Source organism: Pseudoscardovia radai (assembly GCF_002259605.1).
GTDB lineage: Bacteria > Actinomycetota > Actinomycetes > Actinomycetales > Bifidobacteriaceae > Pseudoscardovia > Pseudoscardovia radai.
This window is the reverse complement of the sequence record NZ_MWWR01000013.1, coordinates 1-24400: the sequence shown is the minus strand read 5'-3', so window position 1 is coordinate 24400 and position 24400 is coordinate 1. Positions and strand designations below refer to the sequence as shown.

Genomic DNA, 24400 nt, shown 5'->3' with positions numbered 1-24400 from the left:
CATATTCCGGTTCCTTCCGAAACCATGGTGCTGCGACGTTTGTCGGAACACATATCCCTGATCATGTGCTGTTCCTGATGAACTCCCGCGGACTGATAGAGTTTACGGAGCGGATCGATGACGATACATGTCGGTTGCGATGAGGACGTGGCAATCGTGACAGTTTGATCAAGGCAAGGATTGGGAGAGTGGATATGGGTGTCGAATCGGGAGGAGGTGTTCCGGAGAGCGGAACGCGCCCCCGCCCTATTCCGGGTCTTGGGGCTGCTGGGCCTTCGGATGGCCCGCGCCCGTATGTGTGCTTCTGGAAGAACCCGGATTGCGGCGCGGGACGGATGCATTCCTCACGCGATTCGTCGGCCAACGGCAATGCCTCATGCGCTCGCAGTGGCTTTCTGGCCGGTGTCATGCGTGTCGTCCTCGTGGTATGTCTGATTCTCTGCATTGTCGTTTCCTTTCTCCTGGTTCGGCAAGGTGTATCGGCGGTGGAAGATGCCGCCCGGCGTCTATGCCAGGCCTGTGTCGTGGCGTGCGCGATGGTCGGTGTGAGTGGTCTCGCCACTGGCTTCTCCCGGGATCGGGCGTTCATTGATTCGCAATTCATTCCGCATCTCACCCGCGCGTCGCTTAGGCGATGGCGCTGCCGCATTCCCTCGCTCGTCGAACGGATATGCATGGTCGTTGTGCTTGTTCTCGCCTTGTGTGGTGTGGCGTGCGTGTGCGTGAAGAGGTTCTGGGGAATCGGCGCCGCCATGGATGGAGCCGACGTGCGCATTATCGTCTACGGAATCATCAGCGCCATCGCGATTCAATTGTGCGCTGCATCGTGGCGCAGGGCGCATTCCAGGTGGCGGAACCCCGATGGGGTTGCAGATCATGGCGGAAACCATGCGGTTTTTGCCATGCATCGGCGCAAGCCGGCTAAGGCCGTCTCGGGTCTCGGCATTAGGGAACTGACCGAGGAGGAGATGGTGCACCGCATCAGGTCGTGCGAAGGCTGTGCCTTGCCTCCCGCTAGACCGAGAGGCGGGCGTGGCTCCGCTCGTATCTGGTCCGTTCCCACAGCAGGCGGATTGCATGTCGGCGAAGGTGTGGTTGTCGATTCCGTATCCGTCATTGTCACGTTGCAGCGGTGTTCGCGCCTTCGTGTTCTTCGAAGGACGCCGGAGACACGTCAGCTCGGATTCGTGCGTGTGCGGTTCAGGGATTCGGGCGGCACGGAGCGTAATGTGTGGTCCGGCCCCATCGGTTGCGGGTTCCTTGCGGGTGCGCGAGTGAATGTCTATTACTACCTTGCGGACACGGAGCATGGCGTGCGCGCCATTGTGCACGATGTCGCGGATGTCTCCTATCCAGCGTCGGTCGAATCGCATATGGTTGCGGTGCATTCCCTTGAGCTGGCCGAAATCGTGGAAACGGAGGGAGACGCCTCTTCTGCAGGCTTCGGGCGAGGCCAATGGCGCGATGCATACCAGAAGGCTGTGGCGAACATCGGCTATCAGGACGACGGGCACCCCGCGGCAGTCGGTGCAAGCGAATGGTTCGAGGACCGATCGCTTGCCGGCGTAGGGCGCGAGTACCATGCTCCCACGCCATCGTTGCTACCGGGGCTGTGTGAGCCGGGGTGGGAATTCCCTTCCGTCGTCATGCACCGGCACAAGGCTGTGGTGCGCGAGGTGCGCATCATACCCCTGTTCAATCGCTTCCGTTTCTGCGGTTACGGGTACATGGCATTGGTTGAGTTCGCCGGCGAAAGGTCCTGGGCATTCGGAGATCCCGAACGTGCATCTTCATACCTGGGGTGGAACATCGACGATGCTGCCGCTCCGGTCGTGGAGGGAATGGTCGTCACCGTATGGTCTGCATCCGAGTATTCATTCGTCGATCCCGGGGAGGGCAATCGTGAAGCCTGAAGGAAAAGAAGACGATTCACGCCACGACGGAACGACCCGGGGATTCTCCGAAGTTCCCATCGCCCAGATCTATCCTTATGAATCATCGGGACGCCCTCGTTTGGACGGTACCCTGGACGCCGCCGCCGTCGAATCCGGATGGTGTTCGTGGCAGTCCTGCTTCAGGCGGATTCTCGGCATCGTCATGTGCTGCATGCTGCCCGTGGCGGCGATTGCATGCGCTGACGCCTTGATGCGGGAAAACGGAGAACGCGTGCATGCGCTCGCGGCAATCGCTTCCAAAGCGGTGCTGTTTCTCCTTGCCGTAATAATCGTCGGGAGTGTCGCCGCAGCGGTGGCAATGGCTGGGCGTTCGTGCAGGGCGGGAGACGCCGATGCTCCAACGATGCGAGGGAGGTCTGCGGAGCGGGCTGATTTGCGCATGGGGGTTGCGACCCCGCTGGCGGTCGGCAAGCCGGGCGGATCGTGCCGTCGGTCTGCCGCTTGGCGGATTGCGGGAGCCGGGCCGTTGTGTTGTTCGCGTGCCACAATCGTGCGGGTGCTGCGCCTCCCTGCGCACGTTCGGTCCTTTTTCCTTGATGGCACGGATAACCCGGTGACGAATGCTTTCACGGCCAACTATTACGAAATCCGATTCGCTGATGCGCCGAACGGTGGCCGATGCGTCTGGTCGGATGCCATGTGGATGGATTTCGGCATCGGTGATTGCGTGACGGTCTACTGGTATGAGCGATCATGCTCCGACGGTTCGCAGCGGATTGTCATTCATGACATCGCGGATTCCCGATACGCCGCTGATCCCGCCGAACACGCCGTGCAGATGTACCATCCGCGGTGGTTCGTGAGCGAGTCTGCGCGAACGATGATTGAAGGAGAGTGGGGTCCCATCCGTTCTCTGGAATGGCGCGCCGCATATTCCTCGATGACCGAACTGCGCTATGCCCGACTTGGCGAGAGTTGGGGCGGTGTTGTTCGGGCTGCCGGAAAAGGTCGGAAGGTCAAGTTCCCCTGCTTTGACTGTACTGTGGGGCATCCCAGCCATCGAATCGGTGCCATCGAGAATTCTCCGGAACGGCGTTTCGAACCTTTCGCGGGTGTTGTTGAGGATGTGGTGGTTGTTCCGTTGTTTAATCGTCGGTTTTGGTGTGGTTTTGGGTATATGGCGTTGGTGCGTTTTTCTCGTATGGGGTCGGTGAGGCGTGAGTGGGCGTTTTGTGATCCGGGTCGTGCTGATTCGTATTTGGGGGAAGATGAGAATGCTTTGCGTCGTCCTGCTGTGCGCGTGGGTGATTCCGTGGCGCTGTGGCGTGCGTGGGATGGCCTGTGTGTGGTGGAGCCGCGCGGGTAAGGGTGTGGCGCGTGAGTGTGTTCTGTGTGGCGACACGCCGCAAACCGGCGGCGTGTCACGGCGTGTCGCGAATGCGCTGCGGCGCCGCATTCGTTGAACCGGCGTCGTGACGCGATGCGAGGCCGGGGGAATCGTAAATACTCGGCCGAATGCCCGACGCGCTGCGGGGCGCGCCTAGACGTCGTAGCGCCAACCGCGGTCGGTCAGCACTCGCGCCACCGCCAGGCCGATCGGCAGCATGAGGATTACCAGCATCGCCTCGAACGCCCACTGCACCGTGGCCTGGGTGTCGAGCTCGCCGAGGTAGAACACGGCGCGGTACATATACAGGCCGGGCACCATGATCACGATGGACGGCACCGTCAGGCAGATGCGCGGGAATCCCAGCTGCGGGGGCAGCCATCCGCGGCGCACCGACGAGCGCCAGCACGTCGCCAGCAGACCGGCCGTCAGGGCGCCGATGAACGCCGCGGCCTCCATCGGCATATTCGCGTTGACGAGCTCCAGGCGCAGCGTATCGGCGATTGCGCCGATGATGCCCGCCACGCACGCCATCTTCTGCGGGGAATTGAACAGCACGGAGAAGCCCCACACTCCGCCGAACGCCGTCAGAAGCCACAGGAGGGTGCGCACCCACACGCTCATCTGGGGCGTGTCGAAGCCCTGCGGGTCGAGGCTCACGCATCGCGCCACCGCCCACGCCGACAGCGTGGCCACGATTACGATCGCCATGAAATACGTCATGCGCTGGATGCCGGACTGGATGTCCATCTTGAAGATGTCAAGACCGCCCGTGATCAGCGGAAAACCGGGGATCACGAACAGGATCGCGCCGATATACGCGGTGTCGTGGTGCAACGCCGTGGGGTCGAAGAACGCCAGCGCCCGCAGGAAGCCGATCGACACAAATGCGGCGAGGGCGACCGACACCATGACCACGAAGAACTGGTTGATATGCCGGCGCAGCATGGTGGCGCGCAGGAACTGGCCGATGCCGGCTCCGATGAACGCGGCGAGCATGTCATATAGGCCGCCGCCGAGCAGGAAGACGAAGGATGCGCACGCGACGGCCGCGGCCAGTGCCGCGAAAGCCGGGGAATACAGCGGTTTCTTGTACTCGATGGCGTCCAGGCGCTCGTGCACCTGGCGCACCGTGACGCCGTGATACGCGCCGGTGTGCAGATGCTTCTCGCGCGCGTCGTGTCCGTAGTCGCCCGAATCGACGGAGTCCGTGCCGCCTGGGAGCATGCGGTGGGCGATATGCCCCGCTTTGTCGAGCGGGGTGCCGTTGTCGTCCACCGACGATTCGCGCGGCGGCGTCATGCGGCGCACGGTGCGGCCGGATGACGCGGGGCGGGGCGAGGTCGGTTGGGAGGCGGTCGGTTGAGGCGAGGCCGGGGAAATCGTGGATGACGCGGTGGGGGAAGCGCTCGCGGCTGCCGCCGGCGCGGGCGTACGATGCCGCCGCCCGCGCGGCAGGCGCTCCACGAGTTTTGCCGACAGGTCCTCGTCGGTCGGGTGATACGTGCCCTTCTGGCCGAGGTTCACGGAAAGCCAGTCGGCGAAATGCTCCATATACCAAATGCGCTCGGTGTTCACGCCCGTCGTCGGCAAGTCGACCACCTCGGCCATGCGGTCCTCGCCGTTCGAACACTCGGCCTCGATGTCGGTGAGCTTCACGTCCGCGCGCACATAGCAGCCCATCGACATGGCCATGCGACCCATGAGCTCGCGCACGCGGAAGCTGCCCGTGCCGCCCGACAGGTCGAGCGCGCCGGCCCGCACGATCACGCTGGTTTTGGCGGGGAGGCTCGCGTCGATCAGAGGTGTGTCGAGGTCCTCGCGGATATCGCGCATGTCGAGCGGGATGGAATGGCGGTGCTGGTCTCCGACGGAAACCGCCGCCTCCCGGACCTTGCGGTCGTGCGCGGCCTTTTTACGTGCGGAGGTGCGTTCGGGTCCGTTCCTGTGTGACCGCCAGAATGCCATGCTGCCGTCTCCTTGCCGACGTTCGTTTGCACTCCCATTGTGCCGCATCGCGCGACATGCCCGCGGGACGAGGCGGGCCGTGGTGGGTGCGGGTGTTCGTGGCGAGGTTTCTTCGCCATGAGGGGGATGGTGGTGTCGGCTTGGGGTTGTGGGGCGTGTTTTTGTTGTTCGTGGCGAAGGTTTTCGCCGTGAGGGTGGTTTGGGGGGTTTGGTGGGTGGTTTGGTGGCCTGGCGGGTGTTCGTGGTGAGGTTTCTTCGCCATGAGCCACGATTTTCCCGTTGGTGGCGGGGTTGGTGCCGGGAACGGCAGTTCGTGGTGAGGATTTTTCGCCATCAAGGTCGGTTTTCATCGGCCGGCCGATTGTGTGGGCGTCGGGGCGTTCACTGTGAGTGTTCGTGTGCACTGAAGGGGGTTGAGGTGGGTTTGGGCCGCTTGGAGTGGGGTCGGGGCCGTTCGGTGTGAGCGGATGTGTGCACTGAACGCCTTTGACCCGTGTTTGGGTTGGGTTTTCCGGGGTCGAGGCCCTTCAGCGTGAGCGATCGTGTGCGCTGAACGACCTCCGCGCCCACTCCGTGCCGTCCGCCGCCCAGATCCGCTCCGAATCTGCGAATCCGCTCGGGAAAATCGTGGATTGTAAACGAATCCTGGCCGCAAGGAGGCCGCCTCCACGATTTGCCGCCCCACCCCAAGCCCTCCGGTTCATGATGCGAACGTCGTAAACTCCCCGAAACAACCCCGTCTATAATCGTGCACGTCCATTACCCGCGGACTCTCGCGCGGCTTTGGGTTCGGAACGATCAACCTCACAGAACCTCGGAGGAGCCGAGGAAGGCTGATAGACGAACAACCGTTTGGGGTCCGCAAGGAGGTTAGATGATAGACAAAATCAAAGAATCGCGAGGCGTGGAGGCGCCGGTCACCCCGGCCGATTCCACCCTCATCTCATCGGGTACCGGAACGAAGGGCCCCGAGGAGCACGCGCTCCCGGAGGGTCTGCAGTCCGACATGGATCTGTGCCTGAAGATTCTTCGCAATGTGATCGGCGAGTATGACGAAAACCTTCTCAAGAAGTTCGATGAGCTTCTTGACGATGTGGTCGTGGCAAGCCGCGAGCATTGGGTGAGCGCCGACAAGATTTCGACCGACTCCCCCGCAGCGAAGAGCCTCGAGGCCGCCGTCGAACTCATCGACGATTCTGATCTCCATCAGAAGGAGATGCTCGCCCGCGCGTTCACCACGTATTTCCACCTCGTCAATCTGAGCGAGGAGAACTATCGTGTGCATTCCCTGCGCAAGCGCGAGTCCGGCGTCCCGAAGAACGCCGATACCGATCCGGTCAACGAACTGACGATGGCATTCCAGCAGCTGACCCGCGAGGTCGGCTACGACAAGGCCATCGAGCTTCTCAACAAGCTCGAGTTCCACCCCGTGTTCACCGCTCATCCGACCGAGGCCCGACGCAAGGCAGTCGAGGGCAAGATTCGCCGCGTGGCGGAGCTGCTCGCCGTGCGCCGCCAGCTGGGCGGAAGCGATCTGCGCGAGTGCGACCGCAAGCTCTACAACGAGATCGACGCGCTGTTCCGCACGTCCCCGATCGCGCTGAAGAAGCCGACGCCGGTCGAAGAGGCCGACACCATCATCGATATCTTCGATAACACGCTTTTTGACACGATTCCCGCCGTCTATCGCCGTTTCGACGATTGGCTCCTCGGCGACAAGGCCGGCAAGGCCAAGCCGATCTGCCCGGCGTTCGTGCACCCCGGCAGCTGGATCGGCTCCGACCGAGACGGCAACCCGAACGTGACCGCCAAGGTCAGCCGCACCGTTGCGCGCAAGTTCTACAACCACATGCTCGAGAAGCTCGAGGAAGCCACCCGCACCGTGGGCCGCAACCTCACCATGGAGAACGAAACCACTCCGGCGAGCCCCGAGCTGCTGAACCTGTGGAGCCACCAGAAGGAAATGAGCGAGACCCTGACCAACAAGGCCGAGTTCATCTCCAGCAAGGAACCGCACCGCGCCGTCATGATCGTGATCGCCGACCGCCTGGCCGCTACCCGCGACCGCAACGCCGACCTCATGTACAAGACCGCCGAGGACTTCGTGGCGGACCTGCGCATCGTGCAGGACTCGCTCGCCAAGGCGGGCGCCCTGCGCTCCGCCTACGGCCCGCTCCAGAACCTCATCTGGCAGGTCGAGACCTTCGGCTTCCACATGGTGCAGATGGAGTTCCGCCAGCACTCCGTGGTGCACAAGCGCGCGCTCGACGACATCCGCGAGCACGGCCTGCACGGCGAACGCGGCGAGCTGCAGCCGATGACCCGCGAGGTGCTCGACACCTTCCGCGCCCTCGGCGCCATCCAGAAGCGCAACGGCAAGAAGGCCGCCGGCCGCTACATCATCTCGTTCACCAAGTCCGCGCAGAACGTGCGCGACGTGTACGAGCTCAACCGCCTCGCCTTCGCCCACCCCGAGGACGCCCCGACCCTCGACGTCATCCCGCTGTTCGAGCAGCTCGAGGACCTCGAGAACTCCGTGGACGTGCTTGATGAGATCATCAAGATCCCGGAGGTGCAGCAGCGCCTCAAGGAGACCGGCGGCAAGATGGAGGTCATGCTCGGCTACTCGGATTCCTCCAAGGACGCCGGCCCGACCACCTCGATCCTCGCGCTTCACGAAACGGAAGTGCGAGTCGCCGCGTGGGCCAAGAAGCACAACATCGACCTGACGCTGTTCCACGGCCGTGGCGGCGCTGTCGGCCGTGGCGGTGGCCCTGCCAACCGCGCCGTGCTCGCGCAGCCGGTCGGCTCCGTGAACTGCCGCTTCAAGCTCACCGAGCAGGGCGAGGTCATCTTCGCCCGCTACGGCAACCCGGTGCTTGGCCTGCGCCACATCGAGTCCGTCGCGGCGGCGACGCTTCTGCAGTCCGCCCCGAGCATCAGCAAGCTCAACACCGACATGACCGAGAAGTACAAGCCGATGGCGGATAAGCTCAACGAGGCTTCGCATCAGCACTTCCTCGATCTGCTCCACACGCCGGACTTCGCGGCGTGGTTCTCGACCGTCACCCCGCTGACCGAGGTCGGCCTCCTGCCGATCGGTTCGCGTCCGGCGAAGCGTGGCCTGGGCGCCAAGTCGCTCGACGACCTGCGCACCATCCCGTGGGTGTTCTCCTGGTCCGAGGCCCGCATCAACCTGGCTGCGTGGTACGGCCTGGGCACGGCGTGCGAGAAGTTCGGCGACCTCAAGACGCTGCGCAAGGCGTACGAGGAGTGGCCGCTGTTCTCGACGTTCATCGACAACATCGAGATGTCGCTGTCCAAGACCGATGAGCGCATCGCCCGCATGTACCTGGCGCTGGGCGACCGCGAGGACCTCAACAAGAAGGTTCTCGACGAGATGCGCCTGACGCGCAAGTGGGTGCTCGACATCGTCGGTGACGATTACCCGCTGCAGCACCGCCACGTGCTCGGCCAGGCCATCCGCGTGCGTTCGCCGTACGTGGACGCGCTGTCGATCACCCAGGTGCGCATGCTGCGCGAGGTTCGCGAGCTCAGCGACAAGAAGGAAATCAGCGAATCCCAGACCGCAGGGTTCATCTACGTGATCCTCTGCACCGTGTCCGGTGTCGCTGCCGGCCTCCAGAACACCGGCTGATCCCCGGTTCTCCATGCCCGGCGTCGGGGCCTCGTGCCCCGGCCGCCGGGCTTTTTCATATGTGCGCACGATTCCGCGCGGAGGGGAACGACGGAGGAATCGTAAGATGGTAGGCATGACTTCGAAACTTTCCACCATCGACGACGACAGCGCGAACCTCATCTGGCATGACATGCTCGAGGGCAACCGTCGCTTCGCCGAGGGCAAGCAGGAACACGCCCGCCAGGACGTCGACACCCGCAAGGGCCTCGTCGACGCGCAGCATCCCAAGGCGGCGGTGCTGTCATGCGCCGATTCGCGCGTGACGCCCGAGATGATCTTCGACCAGGGCATCGGCGACCTCTTCTGCGTGCGCAGCGCCGGCAGCATCCTCGATTCCGCCGTCGTGGAATCGTTGGAATACGCCGTCAGGAAGCTCGGCGTGAAGGTGATCGTGGTGATGACGCATGAGAACTGCGGCGCCATCCAGGCCGCGATGGAAGGCGGCCACGATGACGAGCTGCCGCATCTGATGCGCGAGCTTGGCGACGCCGTCGAATGCGCGAAGGACGCGGAGCTCGACGATCCGGCCGATGTGGAGCGCATCCACGCGGCGCGCGTCATCGAGCGGCTTGTGGACCAGTCCGACGTGATCCGCCGCGCTGTGGCCGACGACCGCCTCTACATCGCCGGCGCGCGCTATGCGATGAGCACCGGCCTGGTGGAGGTGCTCAGCTTCTGAGCGGAGCCGGACGGATCCTGACGGAACCGGGCGCGTGCGTCAGTGCGCGGCGTTAGATTTGTGGTATGTCGCTTTGGCTGAACATCGTGCTCATTTTCGTCTTCATGCTTCTGGGAGGCGTGTTCTCGTGCTCCGAGATGGCGCTTGTCTCGCTGCGTGGCTCACAGATCGAGCAGATGGAGCAGGAGGATGCGCGCGGCGCCCGCGTGGCCCGCGTCGCGCGTGACCCGAACCGCTTCCTGTCCGCCGTGCAGATCGGCGTGACGCTCTCGGGCTTCCTCTCCGCGTCATTCGGCGCATCGTCCCTCGCGCCGTCTTTCACGCCGTGGGTGGTGAGCCTGGGCTGCTCGCCGTCGGTGGCGGGCACCATCGTCACCATCGTGCTGACGCTTATCATCTCGTATTTCTCCATCGTCATCTCCGAACTCACCCCGAAGCGCATCGCCTTGCAGCGCGCGGAGAAAATCGCGCGCGCCGTGGTGCCCGCCATCGACGTCTTCGCCACCATCTGCAAGCCGCTTATCTGGCTTATCGGCAAGAACACGAACCTGCTCGTGCGCCTTATGGGGCTCGACCCCAACGAGACGCAGAGCGAGGTGAGCGACGACGAGCTGCGCGTGCTCGTCAGCACGAACACCAACCTGTCGAAGGACGAGCGCGTCATTCTCGAGGATGTGTTCGGCGCCGCGGAAACCAGCGTGTCGGAGGTTATGCGCCCGCGCGCCGACGTGGTGTTCCTCGACGGCGACGACACCATCGAGAAGGCGGCGGCCTTCGTGCGCGACATGCCGTATTCGCGCTACCCCGTGATCGGCAAGGATTTCGACGATGTGCTCGGCTTCGTGCATGTGCGCGATCTGCTCGACGTGCGCGACCCCGAGGCGCACTACGTGGCCGACGTGACGCGCCAGGGCATCAAGCTGCCGGGTACGTCGCGCCTTCTGCCGAGCCTGTCGCTGCTGCGCAAAAGCGGCATCCACCTGGCCGTGGTCATCGACGAATACGGCGGCACCGACGGCATCGTGACGCTCGAAGACATGACCGAGGAGCTCGTGGGGGATATCCGCGACGAATACGATTTGCCCGAGCCTGCGTCGAACAAAACCGACAACACCTTCCGTAACGGGTACATCGATGTGGACGGCGGCATGACGCTCGAGGACTTCCACGATCTGACCGGCATCGAGCTCGAGGACGGCCCCTACGAGACGCTCGCCGGCTATATGCTCGCGCATTCGGGCGAGCTGGGCTACGTGGGCATGACGGTGCAGACCGAGTTCTCCTACGACATGGTGGTGACGGCGGTCGACGGCCGGCGCATCCAGACGATTCGCGTGCGCAAGCGCGAGGATGGCGATGCGGCTGGCGACGGCGCGGGTGACGGCGCCGGGGCGGGCGCTGGTGCGGGCGATGATGCTGGCGCTGGCGACGGCGACGGGGCTGAGCATCGCGACACGCCTCGAACCTGAGGCGTGTCGAAAATCGTAGACCTGCCTTCCCGTCATAATGCTCCCAGTGTGTGATAATGGAGGAAGTCGCAGCCTATCAAGGAACGGCGCGCTCGCGGGCGGTGAAGCCCGCGCGGGGCGGCGCACCGTGGCAGGGCGGCGATCGGCGCCTTCGGGCGTGGTCCCATACATGGAGTTGGAAACCACACAACCGCACATCCGACTCATCAAACAGCCGCGGCACCGTACTCGCCGCGGAACGGAGGGAACATAATATGGCAGTACCCATCGTCGTAGCCGTCATCGTGCTGCTGCTCATCGCGTCGTCACTGTATGTGGTGCCGCAGCAGCAGGCATACGTCATCGAACGACTTGGCAAGTTCCAATCGGTGACTTTCGCAGGCCTTCACGCCAAGATCCCGTTCTTTGACCGCATCTCGCAGAAAACCAACCTGCGCGTGCTGCAGCTCGACGTCAGGCTCGAAACCAAGACCCTCGACAACGTGTTCGTGACCGTCATCGCGTCCACGCAGTTCCGCGTCGATCCGCAGCAGGTCGCCACCGCGTACTACGAGCTGCAGGACCCGAGCGCGCAGCTGCGCAGCTACATGGAGGACGCCCTGCGCTCCGCCATCCCTATGCTGACGCTTGACGACGCCTTCGCCCGCAAGGATGACGTGGCCTCCGACGTGCAGCACACGGTCGGCGCCGAGATGAGCCGCTTCGGTTTCGCCGTGGTCAAGACGCTCATCACCTCCATCGATCCGTCCGACCAGGTCAAGCACGCCATGGACTCCATCAACGCCGCGCAGCGCGAGAAGGAAGCCACGCGCGAACGCGCCGAGGCCAACCGCATCGAGATCGAGACGCAGGCGCAGGCGGATGCCGAGAAGACGCGCCTCCAGGGCGAGGGCCAGGCGAACTACCGCCGCGAGATCGCCAGCGGTATCGTCGACCAGATCAAGAGCCTGCAGGCCGTCGGCATGAGCATCGACGACGTGAACAACGTCGTGCTGTTCAACCAGTACCTCGACGTCATGCGCGCGCTCTCCGAGTCGCGCAACGCGAAAACCGTGGTGCTGCCGGCCTCGACGCCCGGCGGCTACAGCGAGCTGTTCACCCAGATCGTGCAGGCCATGTCGGTGAGCGACGTCAACGAGTCGCAGAACCGCTATGACTCCGACAACGAGGTGCTGCGCAACCCGCATAACACGATCAACGGCTGAGGCCGGCTGAGATTGGCGCGCGCTGTTGCGCACGATTTCCGCACGATTTTCAGACAGCGGCGGCGGGATCCGGATTCCGGGTCCCGCCGCTGCTGTTTGTGCGCCGGTGCCGCGGGTGGCGTCGTGCCATCGTCACGAACCGCCGGCGTCATCGTGTTTCCGCAGCTGCAGCTGTCACGCGTAGCGCCACAGCGAATTCAGCGTGCGGGCGCGCTCGCGCCAGTCCGGCATCACGGCCGACATGCGGTTGTGGAAGCCGGCACCGTGCTTGGGCTCCCACAGATGCACCATTTCGTGCACGACCACGTATTCGATCAGCGCCTCCGGCATTTCCGCGAGCTCGAGGTTGAGCCGCATGCGCCCGGTCGCCGGCGTACACGAGCCCCAGCGCGACGTCATGGCGCGGTACGTGACCGACGTCGGCGTGCGCCCGAGCACGCGGCCCCAGCGCTTGATCATCTCGGGAACGCGCGCCTGCAGGTAGCCCCTGGCCGCCTGCAGGCGTTCGGGCGTCCATTTGCGGCGGAACAGTTCGCGCGGTGTGAGCGTCTCATCCGTTTCGTGGCCGAATGCCGCCACCTCGTTCTCGCGATGCAGCTGCGTCATGCGTTTGCGCGTCGAGCCGATCCACGACTCGTGCGCGCACACGAAGTCGCGGATCGCGGCATTCGTTGTGCGGCGCGGCGCGGAGACGGTGATGGTGCCGTCGTCCGGACGGATGCGCAGGTACATGTTCTTGATGCTTTTACGCGTGACCAGCACCGTTTCGGAGCCGACGACCAGCGTGGTGGTGGCCGGGGTCGAGGCGGGGGTCGAGGCGGGGATCGAGGTGGGAGGTGATGCGCGGTGGGGTTGCGGGGATTGGGATTCGCTGCGTGTCATGTCTCCATTCAATCACGGATGCGGCGTCGGGCGTGGGAGTGGTTGCGCGGGGCGGAGGCGCATGTGCGTGGCGGTCGGGGCGCGTGAATGGGATGGGGTAATCGTGGAAAACCGCGCCGTGGCGCGCGACACGCCGATGGCGCCTCTCTCGAATTGACGGATAGGCGATTGGGTGTAAGATATCCACTTGTGTGAAAGCACAAGGGCCCGTAGCTCAGGTGGTTAGAGCGCATCCCTGATAAGGATGAGGTCGGAGGTTCAAGTCCTCCCGGGCCCACTTTGCATATCTCAATGCACTCGGGGCTATGGCGCAGCTGGTAGCGCATCTGCTTTGCAAGCAGAGGGTCGCCGGTTCGAACCCGGCTAGCTCCACAAGCGCCCCGATTTTTCGGGGTTTTCTTTTTGCCTGGATTCCCAATGCGTTCCGATTCAATGCGCTCTGACCGATGCGTCCGGCGTGTTCGCAACGCGAAACCCTTGAGATAATGCGCGGTTGGTGCCGTGCGCTGGTTGGTGCTGTGCGTTGTGGGCGATAATCGAACAGGTTTTGTGCTGTTGTGAGTGTTGTGCGGGGTGTTTTGTGCGTGCGGCGTTTGTTTCTGTGTGAAATACGATTGACATGTGTTCGGATTTTGTCGGGTTCACGGCGTTCTGGGTGCGTTGGTTTGCGTTTCGCGTACGTTGTATGAGCTGATTTGTTCGGCTGACGTTTGTTAAACGTTCGTTAGAGCACGATTTCTGTTCGTATTTGACGTAATGAGCGATATTGAGCGGAATGTGTTTGTTTGTGAACGAACAACGATTGTGATATGTGTGCTCTTGTGAACGATTGATTGCTTCGCGATGCTGTGTTGTTGCGCCGGATGCTGACCATGTTGGACTCTGATCCGCCCCTATGCGAATGCTTTCCGGTGCGGAGCCATATTGCGCCCGCCCGTCCGACCTTCGCAGCCCCTATCGCACGTCCCACGGCTTTCGTGGCGAAGGAAGTTCGCCACGAAAGCCGTTTCGGCGGCGTTTGCCGTGCTTGGCTGGTGAAATCGTGGTTCGTGGCGAGGAAAGTTCGCCATGAGGGGTGGTTTTGACGATTTTTCCTGTGTTGGCCGCCGGATTGGGCACTCATGGCGAGGATTCTTCGCCATGAAGGCGGTTTTCCCTGCCTGGTGGTGGTCTGGGCGCCGGATTGGGTGTTCGTGGCGAAGGAAGTTCGCCGCGAAGGCCGTTTCGGCGTCGTTTGCCGTGCCCGGCCGGGGGAATCGTGGTTCGTGGCGAGGATTCTTCGCCATTTATTCGCGCTCTATTCCGTGTGCGGGGCCAAGCCGATTGCGCCAGACATCGGCTTGAGCGATGATTCTTGGGTCTGTGTCCGCCCCAAAGTCGTCCATGGTATCCAGCGTCACATCTCCGATGCGAGTGAGAAATTCCATGGCGATGCTGTCGAAAAGCCCCTGATCTGTTGGATCCTCTATTGGCCTGCCCGGAAGGGCGGTGCGGTAAAGCAAATAGCCAAGAAATGGATAAGGATTCCGAAGGGGAAAATCCTGTCCACCGTAGATCCAGAACAGTCGTTCCCAGCTCCATACATCATCAGGGGTCGGACAATCCTCACGGAGGAATCGATACCAGGAGTCGAATACGTCCTTCCAGGGATGTGTTTCGATTTCCTTCGCCGCGGTGTTCTTGCGATCCTCGCCTGGTTCGGGTGTGCCAATTTCACCCGTGTAGCGGAAGCCGAAAAGGAACTGCGCGATTTCTTTGAGTCCGTTGCTGTTATCGGTCGTGCCATTCTGTTGTTCTTTGTGAAAGTTCTCTCTCATCGTTCGTTTCCTCCACTCGCCCCATTGCTCTTCGCCCACTGTGATCGTTCGTCGAAGAGTCCGGGGTGCGTTTCGTACAGCTTGGCCAAGTAGGATTCAACCTTAGCCAATGACTTTCTTGCCGGTCGGAAGTGCCCGCTGTCAAGATTGGCGCTGACGATTTTACCTTCGCGGAAAGTAAGCATTCCTGCGCATTGGACCCGAGGCGCTAGACCGCCAACCAAAGTTGGGTGTGGAGAGCGCTTGCTGGGATTGTTCGGATTATTCCGAATTCCAGCAATCAATTTCCCGGAGATGTCAAGTACATATGGGATTTTTCCATTGAGTATCACACGGCGTCCTTTAGCGTTTTCGCAATAAAAGCGCTGTTCCACAGCAGATTCAGCTGAGACCTCGAATGCCGATGGATTTAGGAAGTAACCTGATTCTGGGGCATATATTTCGGGGTCTTTTTTGTCTTCTGCCAACATGTCGGGACACGCCGCATAGCTTTTTGCATAGGGTTGAGATTCACTGGAACCGGGTGAATAGCCTAGAGCTCCGCTTCCCATTTTTGTCGTTATCCTTTCTGTGCAGACGCGTTATCCAATCAGGGCAATTGACAATCGACGTTCCCCGTTCTGCGACGGAGAGAGTTTCGAAGAAGGAAGCTCCGCCTCCGTACACAAATACGCGACGAGGAGATAGATTTTCAATCATTGCGTCGAAACCTTCAAGAAATACTTGTTTATCTTCGTGCGATTGGAAGCAGCCGTAGCTTCCAATCGCAACGTCCGTTCTTGGCTCGACGCCTAAAGATGCGATGCGTTGAGGGAAAACATCTAGCGTAAACGTAGACCGAGATCCCCATCGAATTTGGGGAATGACGGTGAGTCCGTGTCTTTGTAAGAAGCTTCCTGTGCGACGATTCAGGTATAGATTCGCGACCTGTCTAGCTAGGGGAGCATCGCGGTACATGGAGCAATCCGGAGAGACGATGGCTCCAAAGCGCGCCAAATCATCGATGTACCCGTCTGGATGCTCTATTACGTCTCGAAAGATGAAGTCGGCCTCATTGAAGCAAACCACAGTATCTTTTTCCACGCGACGCTCGCGTTGGGAAAAAGGCACGAAAACCGGATTGGGCGGGAGCCAAGCCGGCGGTTCAATCTTCGGTATGTCAAGACAGCCGCATAAGGTCGCGCCTCGAAGCAAATACTTGTCATTGTGCTCGGGATCTAAACGGTCTGGATATCTGCTGGTCATTCTAGCCTCGTGGTTCTTTGAGTAAGCAGTCAACGAATTACATAGATGCTGGCATAAGTTCAGATCGGGCGCATATGCATGTCGAATCTTGCAAAAATGAGTCGTCGCAATGCATATTCAGAAATTGACGATGCTATCTCATTCCTATCTCGTCTCGGAAAAATACCTGTAAGGTATAGGCAATATGTCCAAAGTTAATCAAAAATAGAAATCATCGCAGTGATAGTCTATTTAGCAATATTCGAAAAATCGCGAATGATAATAAGCGATGATGAAAGTCTGGAAGCTGACAATATGGATAAATCTGTGATCGGCAATAACATCAAGAAGGCCCGTATTGCGAAACAGATGACACAAATAGAGTTGTCGGATGCTGCTCATGTTGCTCAATCGGTTATCAGTCAATACGAAAACGGGAAGAAGCTCCCCAGTCTGGAGTCTCTTGCCAGCATTGCCCGAGCTCTCGGAACTACGCTTGATTCTCTATGCGAAGGTGAGGCTATCGATATTCCCGGCGATGTGGTTGGTCCATATCCCGGTAAGGATATTGCGAATGCTGTGCTTACCCTTTGGCGAACCGAAATAATTGATATGGCTGGATTGTTGGATCCAGCCGCAGCAAGAGAAGCGTTTCAGGAGCAGTACTACGGCGGGCAATCTGTGTACGTTGTCGCGCTTAATGGTTTTCAGAAGGATCTCATCGCATTGCTGGATTTTCTGAACGAATTCCCCAAGCGACGTGACACATACCCTGATCCGAACCGATATCTCCGAGATACGTTGCAATCCACCGCGTCAATTATCAATCAGCATTGGGACGAATTCATCGAAGATCGTGAGGAAGAGTGAGGGGAGAGAAATGTGCGCGTCCGGAATTGGCTCAGAGGAAAGTTCGCCATGAGGGGTGGTTTTGACGATTTTCCCAGTGTCGGCCGCCGGATCGGGCGCTCATGGCGAGGATTCTTCGCCACGAAGGCGGTTTTCCCTGCCTGGCGGTGGTCTGGGCGCCGGATTGGGTGTTCGTGGCGAAGGAAGTTCGCTGCGAAGGGTGTTTCGGTGGCGTTTGCTGTGCCCGGCCGGGGAAATCGTGGTTCGTGGTGAGGAAAGTTCGCCATGAGGGGTGGTTTTGACGATTTTTCCTGTGTCGGCCGGTGGATTGGGTGCTCGTGGCGAGGATTCTTCGCCATGAAGGCGGTTTTCCTTGCCTGGTGGTGGTCTGGGCGCCGGATTGGGTGCTCGTGGCGAGGATTCTTCGCCATGAAGGCGGTTTTCCTTGCCTGGTGGCGGTCCGGCCGCCGGTTTTGGTGCTCGTGGCGAAGGATGTTCGCCATGAGGAGCGGTTTCGACGATTTTTCCTGCGTCGGCCGTCGGATTGGGTGCTCGCGGTGAGGAAAGTTCGCCATGAGGAGCGGTTTGGAGAATGATGGCCGACGGCAAGTAGGGAAATCGATGTTCGGTGTGAGCGGTCGTGTGCGGTGAAGGGCGTCGACCCCTCGTTTGGGTGGTCTCGGTGGGGGTCGGGGGCGTTCGGTGTGAGCGATTGTGTGCACTGAAGGTGCTTGAGTCCGGTTTGGGGCGCTTTTTCGGGGGTCAAGGCCGTTCGGTGTGAGCGATCGTGTGCACTGAACGTCCCGCCTCGCCTCGCCCGGGCCCCGCCTCTCGCCAGAACGCTCCGGCGGGCGGGATGACGGCCGGGAGAATCGTGTTTTCTCGATAGAATGTGCACGGAACGCGCGCGAAGAAGCCGGCGGGACTGACAGGAACAGCGTGATTGGAGCCTGGACACGATGACGATGAGGCGGATCCTGAGCATTGCGACCTGCGTGGTCGCGACGATGGCGATGTCGCTGCCCCTGACGGCGACCGCATATGCCGAGGATGCGGCGGCGCAGTCACAGCTTGAGGAGGTGTCCGCCCAGCTGTTGGCGGCGACATCCGCGGCGTCCACGATTCCGACGACTTCAACGATCTCCGCGGTGGCGTCGGGCGGCGCAACGACTTCCGCATCCGATGCGTCGACCGACCAGGATGCGGCGGCGCTCGCGTCATCCGATTCCCCGTCGGCGACGGATGACGTGGCCGAGGGCCTGGCGGCGGCGAATGCGAGCCACGCGAGCATGATGCTTGCGGCCTCCGCACAAGACGCGCACAACGATTCATCGGACGACGCCCTGCAGATCGACGCTCCGTCCTCGGATCCGGCGCTGGCCGAATCCGACCAGGCCGATGCCGCGGTGGAACAGGTGGCATCCCAGGCCGCGCAGAACGAGACGGCGGGAGAATCGTCGACCACCCCCGACCCCACCGATTTCGCCTCCCTCGCCGCCGACGACCCCCTGCGCGACCTACCCCAGGCCGCCTACGACTACTCGTTCGTCTCGAACGGAACGGTCACCCTGACCGGCCCCCGCCCCGGCGGCACAGCCACCGGCTCCGTGCCCGCGGGCCTCGAATCGTACTACTCGCAGGGCATCGACTGGAACCTGACCACATGCGCGGCCTTCGGCCTGACCACTCCCTATGACACCGCCACCCGCGCATCCCGCTGCGCCTACGTCTCCGTCCCGCTCGACTACAGCGACCTCGACGGCCGCAGCGTGCAGATCGGCGTCTACATGTACCCGCACGACCCCTCCGTGGAATGCTACGGCGTGCTCTTCGTCAACCCCGGCGGCCCCGGCAGCAGCGGCATGTCCATCGCCACCCACCTGCCGGGCATGCTCTCGAACGCGGTGGGCAACGCCACGGCGTGGAGTCACTATGACATCGTCGGCTTCGACCCGCGCGGCGTGGGCAATTCGCTGCCGCAGATCCGCTGCCAGTCCGACGCCGCGCAGGACGCGCAGCGCGAGGGCGGCGACGGCCTAACGAACGAGCAATACGATGCCATCGACCAGTACAACGCGCAGCAGTGCTACGCCAACACGGCCACCTCCTACGAGGGCATCACCGGCGACGATTTCATCCCGACGGTGAGCACCGACACGGTGGCGCGCGACATGGATGTGCTGCGTTCGGCCCTCGGCTGCGAGAAGGCGTCGTACCTCGGCTACAGCTACGGCACGCGCATCGGTTACTACTACGCCATGCAGTTCCCGCGCTCCGTCCACGCGATGGTGCTCGACGGCAACATGAACGTTTTCGAATTCGAAAGCGCCTGGAATAGCTCGCTCGACAAGGGGCGCTACAGCGGGTATTACACGAACCTGCGTTCGGTGACGTCGACGAGCGCGGCGAGCGCGGAAGGCGCTTCCGATGCAGCGGCGGGCGCGGCGAGTTCGCCGGCCGCGGCAGGGGCAGACGATGCGTCCGCCGCAGGAACGGACGCCGTCGCCACCTCCGGGCCCGAGCTCCAACTGACGGCGCCATCGTATGCCGGCGCCGAAAATGCGCAGATGGCGAGCTTCGAGGCCACCTTCCGCCAATTCCTCTCCTGGTGCCTGACGTCGTCGAACCTGACCGGAGGCAGCGCCTGCGCCGTCGGCGACCACGTGGACGGCACGCCCGCCGACGCGCAGATCGACGCCGCCGAGGCCGCGTACCAGCAGATCGCGCGGCAGTACTGGGGCGGCAAAGATGCGGGGCTTTCGGACGGGCGCGCGCTCTCCTTCCAGGACTTCACCACCGCCACCTGCGAGGCCATGTACTCGAGCACGCGATGGAAGGCCTTCAACATCGGCCTGCGCAATGCCAAGAACGGCAACGGTTCCTGGATGATGTACCTCGCCGACACCTATAACGAGCGCAGTTCGGGCATCGCGCATTACGACCCCGCCACGGGTGCATGGGGCACGCGCTCCGGCTACGCCAACCGCAACGCCGCGCTGTACGTGATCCAGACTCAGGACGGCAAGCAGGTCTCGCAGGGCGAATCGTCGTCGGCGTACACAAGCGCGCAGCGCGCCAGGCGCATGAAGGCGTACTACGCGGCCGCCCCGTTCGCCGATCCCGGCGCCGACGAATCGGGCGTGGCGCGCGGCCTGAGCACCGGCATCGGCATGCAGTTCTTCTTCACCAGCGGCGGCAACCTGCTGTCGAACCCCGGCTACGAGATGTCGACGCTGCCGAACGTGCTCGTCATCTCCACCACCTACGACCCCGCCACGCCGTACGTCAACGGCGTGGTCAACGCGCGCGCCCTGCGCGGCACGCTGCTCATCGTGGCGGCCGCGCGGCATTGCGAATACGGCTACAACCGCGCGGCCACGGGCATTGCGAACGAATACCTCGCCGGCCCCGACGCCTTCCAGTCCAAGGTGGACGCCGGCACCTTCGGCAGCGGCACCGTGTACGCGGGGTCCTCGAACGTAACCACGAAGGACGTGTTTTCGAACGTCATCACGGGCAGCGAATGCCAGCTCGTGTCGTTCCGCCACACGGAAAGCGTCGCGACGTCATACGATTCCCTGACCGACGGAACAAGCGGCAACAAGCGCAATGTGGAGCTCGGCGGCACGTCGGCGGACGGGAAAACCGACGCCACCGCGGAGGGCACGTACATCACGGTGAAGCGCCCCGACGCGACGGCGGATTCCGCGGAAACCGACCGCGTGACGGGCGGCAGTGCCGTGCGCGTTTTCCTCAACGATATCGACGTCGATTGCACGGCGGCGAACGCCGGGTGCACGTATCGGGCGTATCTGTATTCGGCGTCTGGCGGCGCGTCTGGCGCGAGTGACGGTGCGGGCGCGGCGGGTGGCGCTGGCGCGGGCGCGGCGGTGCAGTTGGGCGAGGCGGTCGCCGCGACATCGGGCGGCGGCGGGTATTACCTCGACCTGACGATTCCCGCCGACGCAGCCCTCGGCGCCGCGAAAATCGCGGTGTATCGCGAGAACGACTGGCTCTACGGCTGGCAGGCGATCACCATCGTGGACGCCACGACGGGCGGCGACGCGGACGCAGGGAAAACCATGTACCGCCTGTACAACCCGAACACGGGCGAGCATTTCTACACCGCCGACCTCACGGAGCGCGCGAACCTGGCAGCCGTCGGCTGGCGCGACGAGGGGCGCGCGTGGGTCGCGCCGGTTTCGGGCGACGCCGTGTACCGCCTCTACAACCCCGTTGCGGGCGGGCACCACTACACCATGTCGCGCCATGAGGCCGACACGCTCGTATCCCAGGGATGGCGCAAGGAGGGCGTCGGCTGGTATTCGGCGCCGGCAAGCACCGGAACGGCCGTGTGGCGCGTCTACAACCCGAATGGCGGCGCGCACCACTACACCACCGACGCCGCCGAGCGCTCCGAGCTGATACGGATCGGGTGGAACGACGAAGGCGTGGCCTGGTACGCGCTCGCGTCATGATGCGGGCGGTAAGGCGGCGCGGCGTGGCGACGGCGCGACGATGCGGCGCTTCGGCGCGGCGGCAAGACAAGATGCGCGAAGGAGGCTTGGCAATGGCGGACGATGCAATGATGCACGATAGGGCGATGCGCGATATGACGGTGCATGCTGATGCGGTGGCGCGTCATGATGGAGCGGTGGCGCATGACGGGGCGGCGCACGACGCGGAATGGGGCGCTATGGGGCCGGAAACCGCCCCGTATGCGCCCGTCGGCGCGACACGCCTCGGATACCCGCGTGCCGCCGCAAAGCGTCGGACAGCGGCGTTTTGCGCCCGTCGTGGCATCGGCGTGCTGTGCGCAGCCATGATGCTCGTCTGCGCTGGCCTCGCCGTGGGAACGGGCATATCCGCCAGGGCGGATGCGTCCGGGGCAGCGATGTCGGCGCCGGCGTCGGACGAGGCGGCGTCGGACGGGGCGCTGGTGGACGGGGCGGCGTCGGACGAGGCGCAGGCGCCATCGTCTGGCGATTCCGCCGCGGAATCACGCGGCATGGAAATCGTGGAAACTCGCACGGCAGCCGCAGCCGCCGGCACGGATGCCGTAGCCGCGTCCGCGCTCGCGGAAGGCGACACGCCTGAAGCCTCCGGCGCGTCATCCGCCGCCCCGTCCGCCACCCCCGTCTCCGCAGCGCTGACGCGCAGCACCACCGCCGCCGGCACCGCCCCGACCCTGCCGGCCACCGTCCCCGTCATCTGGAGCAACGGCGACACAACCGACGAACCGGTGATTTGGGATGTCTCCTCCATCAATGAGGCGCAGTACCACGGGGCGCACGGCGGCTCGAGCACCTTCGTGGTGTACGGGCAGACATACGACCTGCGCGCCGTGTGCTACGTCACCGTCACCGGCGCCACCCCCGTCGGCGCGCGTCTCGATGCCGCCTCGGTCAGCGTGCCCGTCGACGGCAACCCCTTCGAATACCTGCCCGCCACGGCCATCGTGACCTGGAGCAACGGAGATACGAGCGCCGAGCGCATCACATGGAACGGCGGGCTCCCTTTCAGCCGCTCCCTGACCGGCATCGCCGGCTCCTTCACCGCTGACGGCACCGTGCTCGGATTCGCTGTGTCGGCCTCCGTGCGCATGACGAGCCGGTACGTGATCGTGGCAAGTAATCCGACGTCGGTCAGCACCGACGCGGGCGTGGCTCCCACGCTGCCGGTCGGCGGCCAGGTGCTGTGGAGCGATTCCGGCGACTGGGAAACCGACACGGTGGACTGGGATGCCGTCGATCCGCGCGACTACCACGGCCTGCTCGACCGCGATACGTCATTCGTGATGCGCGGCACGGGGCGTGAGAGCGGGCGGTCGTTCGCCGTGACGGTGATTGTGCGGCAGGCCGTGGCGGTATCGGCGTCGTTTGATGGGGCTGCGAGTGGTGACGGTGCGGGTGCGAGTGGTGCGGGCGCGGGCGCGATCGGTGCGGGCGCGATCGGTTCGGGAACGGGCATGGTGAATGCGGTGGACCTGACGACCGTCGCCGGCACCGCACCGGAGCTGCCCGCGACGGCGACCATCTCCTGGAGCAACGGAGACCGCACCGTTGAGCGCGTGACATGGAACAGCGGATCGGCGCTCGCGGACTCCACCTACGCGCAGCCCGGTACCTTCACGGTGAGCGGCGCCGTCGCCGGACTCCTCGTCACAGCCTCCGTCACCGTCGTCGCCAGCTGAGGTGGAGGCTGAGGTCGGCGGCTGTATGTTGCGGTGCCGACCGTGCCGGTGCGCGGCTAGGCCCCTTTTCCACGATGAACGATTTCCCCCGAGGATGGAGGATCTGGGTAGCGGATGACGGAGTTCTTTGACGGTTTGGGTGTTGTGACACGCCGGGTGTTGGGTTGTTTTTGGGTGTCTGGGTGGTGTTTTTGGGTTTTGGGTTGGTTTTGGTTGGTGTTTTGGGTGGTTTGCGACACGCCGGTGGTGGTTAGTGTTTTGTAGGGGTTTGGGGGTGTTGGTTGGGGGTGGGTTTGCGTTGTTGGCTGGGTTCGTGTATGTTTCTTCCTTGCTGCCTCGCGGGGCGGCCGGCCGGAGGGTTCCGGCGGGTTTTCTCGCGGGTGTGGTGGTGGTTTGAGAACTCAAGAGCGTGTTTTGTGCTACTTTACAAGTCATTTGATTGCCAGCGGGGCGACGCCCTTGCGCGTTGGGCGCGTGGGTGCCGGGAGGCCGTGAGGTCGCCCTGTGATGTGGTAGTGCGGCATGGGTGTCCTTCGGGGCGTCCGTGTTGCCTGTCATTTCTTTCTTTTGTTTGATTTTGGGAGCCGTTTGGTTTCCTTTCGCGTTTTTTTTTCGTGGAGGGTTCGATTCTGGCTCAGGACGAACGCTGGCGGCGTGCTTAACACATGCAAGTCGAACGGGATCCCGCGGGCTTTGCTTGCGGGTGAGAGTGGCGAACGGGTGAGTAATGCGTGACCAACCTGCCCTGTCCCCCGGTATAGCTCCTGGAAACGGGTGGTAATGCCGGATGCTCCGCGTCCCCGCATGGGGTCGTGGGAAAGCTTTCGCGGGATGGGATGGGGTCGCGTCCTATCAGCTTGTTGGCGGGGCAGCGGCCCACCAAGGCTTCGACGGGTAGCCGGCCTGAGAGGGCGACCGGCCACATTGGGACTGAGATACGGCCCAGACTCCTACGGGAGGCAGCAGTGGGGAATATTGCACAANGGGGGGAACCCTGATGCAGCGACGCCGCGTGCGGGATGGAGGCCTTCGGGTCGTGAACCGCTTTTGTTTGGGAGCAAGCCTTCGGGTGAGTGTACCTTTCGAATAAGCACCGGCTAACTACGTGCCAGCAGCCGCGGTAATACGTAGG

Annotated in this window: 14 protein-coding genes, 2 tRNA genes and 1 rRNA gene; 12 read left to right on the top strand and 5 right to left on the bottom strand. The window is 62.9% G+C overall.

Annotation, left to right across the window (positions count from 1 at the left end; genetic code table 11):
- The first annotated feature begins 335 nt into the window (after nucleotides 1–335).
- Complete coding sequence (locus PSRA_RS06925) at nucleotides 336–1913, top strand: hypothetical protein (protein ID WP_143516391.1); 1578 nt, start codon at nucleotides 336–338, stop codon at nucleotides 1911–1913.
- The gene (locus PSRA_RS09230) at nucleotides 1903–3261 is read left to right on the top strand and encodes a hypothetical protein (RefSeq protein ID WP_143516389.1); all 1359 of its coding nucleotides are present in this window, start codon (nucleotides 1903–1905) and stop codon (nucleotides 3259–3261) included. Before PSRA_RS06925 ends, PSRA_RS09230 begins: the two co-directional genes overlap by 11 nt.
- 174 nt (nucleotides 3262–3435) lie before the next feature.
- Here the strand turns inward: PSRA_RS09230 and PSRA_RS06920 are convergent, their stop codons facing one another.
- Nucleotides 3436–5250 carry a threonine/serine exporter family protein gene (locus PSRA_RS06920; RefSeq protein ID WP_169712488.1) on the bottom strand — a complete coding sequence of 605 codons (1815 nt, stop codon included), beginning with the start codon at nucleotides 5248–5250 and terminating at the stop codon, nucleotides 3436–3438.
- 874 nt (nucleotides 5251–6124) lie between these two features.
- Between PSRA_RS06920 and PSRA_RS06915 the strand changes: the two genes are divergently transcribed.
- From PSRA_RS06915 to PSRA_RS06900, 4 genes are all read left to right on the top strand, one after another.
- Nucleotides 6125–8908, top strand: coding sequence for a phosphoenolpyruvate carboxylase (locus PSRA_RS06915; RefSeq protein ID WP_094661175.1), 2784 nt, complete (start codon nucleotides 6125–6127; stop codon nucleotides 8906–8908).
- A gap of 115 nt (nucleotides 8909–9023) precedes the next feature.
- Nucleotides 9024–9629 carry a carbonic anhydrase gene (locus PSRA_RS06910; protein ID WP_169712487.1) on the top strand — a complete coding sequence of 202 codons (606 nt, stop codon included), beginning with the start codon at nucleotides 9024–9026 and terminating at the stop codon, nucleotides 9627–9629.
- Nucleotides 9630–9694: 65 nt separating this feature from the next.
- Nucleotides 9695–11098, top strand: coding sequence for a hemolysin family protein (locus PSRA_RS06905; RefSeq protein ID WP_094661174.1), 1404 nt, complete (start codon nucleotides 9695–9697; stop codon nucleotides 11096–11098).
- A gap of 254 nt (nucleotides 11099–11352) precedes the next feature.
- Entirely contained in the window at nucleotides 11353–12303 is a 951-nt protein-coding gene (locus PSRA_RS06900) for an SPFH domain-containing protein (RefSeq protein ID WP_094661173.1), read from the top strand.
- 174 nt (nucleotides 12304–12477) lie between these two features.
- Here PSRA_RS06900 and PSRA_RS06895 read toward each other — a convergent pair whose 3' ends face one another.
- On the bottom strand, nucleotides 12478–13185 hold the full coding sequence (locus tag PSRA_RS06895; RefSeq protein WP_094661172.1) for a M48 family metallopeptidase: 708 nt from the start codon (nucleotides 13183–13185) through the stop codon (nucleotides 12478–12480).
- Nucleotides 13186–13388: 203 nt separating this feature from the next.
- Here PSRA_RS06895 and PSRA_RS06890 point away from each other — a divergent pair.
- Nucleotides 13389–13462 (top strand) — tRNA-Ile (locus PSRA_RS06890).
- A gap of 22 nt (nucleotides 13463–13484) precedes the next feature.
- Nucleotides 13485–13557: transfer RNA gene (locus PSRA_RS06885), tRNA-Ala, on the top strand.
- Nucleotides 13558–14471: 914 nt separating this feature from the next.
- On the opposite strand, the gene PSRA_RS06880 is transcribed toward PSRA_RS06885, so the two are convergent.
- From PSRA_RS06880 to PSRA_RS09815, 3 genes are read right to left on the bottom strand one after another with little or no spacing between them, the layout of a single operon-like run.
- Nucleotides 14472–15002, bottom strand: coding sequence for a hypothetical protein (locus PSRA_RS06880; protein ID WP_094661171.1), 531 nt, complete (start codon nucleotides 15000–15002; stop codon nucleotides 14472–14474).
- Entirely contained in the window at nucleotides 14999–15553 is a 555-nt protein-coding gene (locus PSRA_RS09225; RefSeq protein WP_143516388.1) for a hypothetical protein, read from the bottom strand. The genes PSRA_RS06880 and PSRA_RS09225 overlap by 4 nt, the downstream gene beginning before the upstream one ends.
- Nucleotides 15513–16247: a DUF4417 domain-containing protein gene (locus PSRA_RS09815; RefSeq protein WP_094661170.1), complete on the bottom strand. Its 735-nt coding sequence runs from the start codon at nucleotides 16245–16247 to the stop codon at nucleotides 15513–15515. The genes PSRA_RS09225 and PSRA_RS09815 overlap by 41 nt, the downstream gene beginning before the upstream one ends.
- Nucleotides 16248–16502: 255 nt before the next feature.
- Here PSRA_RS09815 and PSRA_RS06870 point away from each other — a divergent pair, with 255 nt between their 5' ends.
- From PSRA_RS06870 to PSRA_RS06855, 4 genes are all read left to right on the top strand, one after another.
- Complete coding sequence (locus tag PSRA_RS06870; protein ID WP_094661169.1) at nucleotides 16503–17096, top strand: helix-turn-helix domain-containing protein; 594 nt, start codon at nucleotides 16503–16505, stop codon at nucleotides 17094–17096.
- Nucleotides 17097–18034: 938 nt separating this feature from the next.
- Complete coding sequence (locus PSRA_RS06865) at nucleotides 18035–21553, top strand: alpha/beta fold hydrolase (RefSeq protein WP_094661168.1); 3519 nt, start codon at nucleotides 18035–18037, stop codon at nucleotides 21551–21553.
- A gap of 92 nt (nucleotides 21554–21645) precedes the next feature.
- Nucleotides 21646–23268: an Ig-like domain-containing protein gene (locus PSRA_RS06860; RefSeq protein ID WP_094661167.1), complete on the top strand. Its 1623-nt coding sequence runs from the start codon at nucleotides 21646–21648 to the stop codon at nucleotides 23266–23268.
- Between the two features lie 611 nt (nucleotides 23269–23879).
- Nucleotides 23880–24400 (top strand): 16S ribosomal RNA (locus tag PSRA_RS06855); the annotation flags it as partial.

Coding starts and splice junctions, on each gene's coding strand:
- PSRA_RS06925 (WP_143516391.1), top strand. CDS start 336: ATGCATTCCTCACGCGATTCGTCGGCCAACGGCAATGCCTCATGCGCT.
- PSRA_RS06920 (WP_169712488.1), bottom strand. CDS start 5,250: ATGGCATTCTGGCGGTCACACAGGAACGGACCCGAACGCACCTCCGCA.
- PSRA_RS06915 (WP_094661175.1), top strand. CDS start 6,125: ATGATAGACAAAATCAAAGAATCGCGAGGCGTGGAGGCGCCGGTCACC.
- PSRA_RS06910 (WP_169712487.1), top strand. CDS start 9,024: ATGACTTCGAAACTTTCCACCATCGACGACGACAGCGCGAACCTCATC.
- PSRA_RS06905 (WP_094661174.1), top strand. CDS start 9,695: ATGTCGCTTTGGCTGAACATCGTGCTCATTTTCGTCTTCATGCTTCTG.
- PSRA_RS06900 (WP_094661173.1), top strand. CDS start 11,353: ATGGCAGTACCCATCGTCGTAGCCGTCATCGTGCTGCTGCTCATCGCG.
- PSRA_RS06895 (WP_094661172.1), bottom strand. CDS start 13,185: ATGACACGCAGCGAATCCCAATCCCCGCAACCCCACCGCGCATCACCT.
- PSRA_RS06880 (WP_094661171.1), bottom strand. CDS start 15,002: ATGAGAGAGAACTTTCACAAAGAACAACAGAATGGCACGACCGATAAC.
- PSRA_RS09225 (WP_143516388.1), bottom strand. CDS start 15,553: ATGGGAAGCGGAGCTCTAGGCTATTCACCCGGTTCCAGTGAATCTCAA.
- PSRA_RS09815 (WP_094661170.1), bottom strand. CDS start 16,247: ATGACCAGCAGATATCCAGACCGTTTAGATCCCGAGCACAATGACAAG.
- PSRA_RS06870 (WP_094661169.1), top strand. CDS start 16,503: ATGATAATAAGCGATGATGAAAGTCTGGAAGCTGACAATATGGATAAA.
- PSRA_RS06865 (WP_094661168.1), top strand. CDS start 18,035: ATGACGATGAGGCGGATCCTGAGCATTGCGACCTGCGTGGTCGCGACG.
- PSRA_RS06860 (WP_094661167.1), top strand. CDS start 21,646: ATGGCGGACGATGCAATGATGCACGATAGGGCGATGCGCGATATGACG.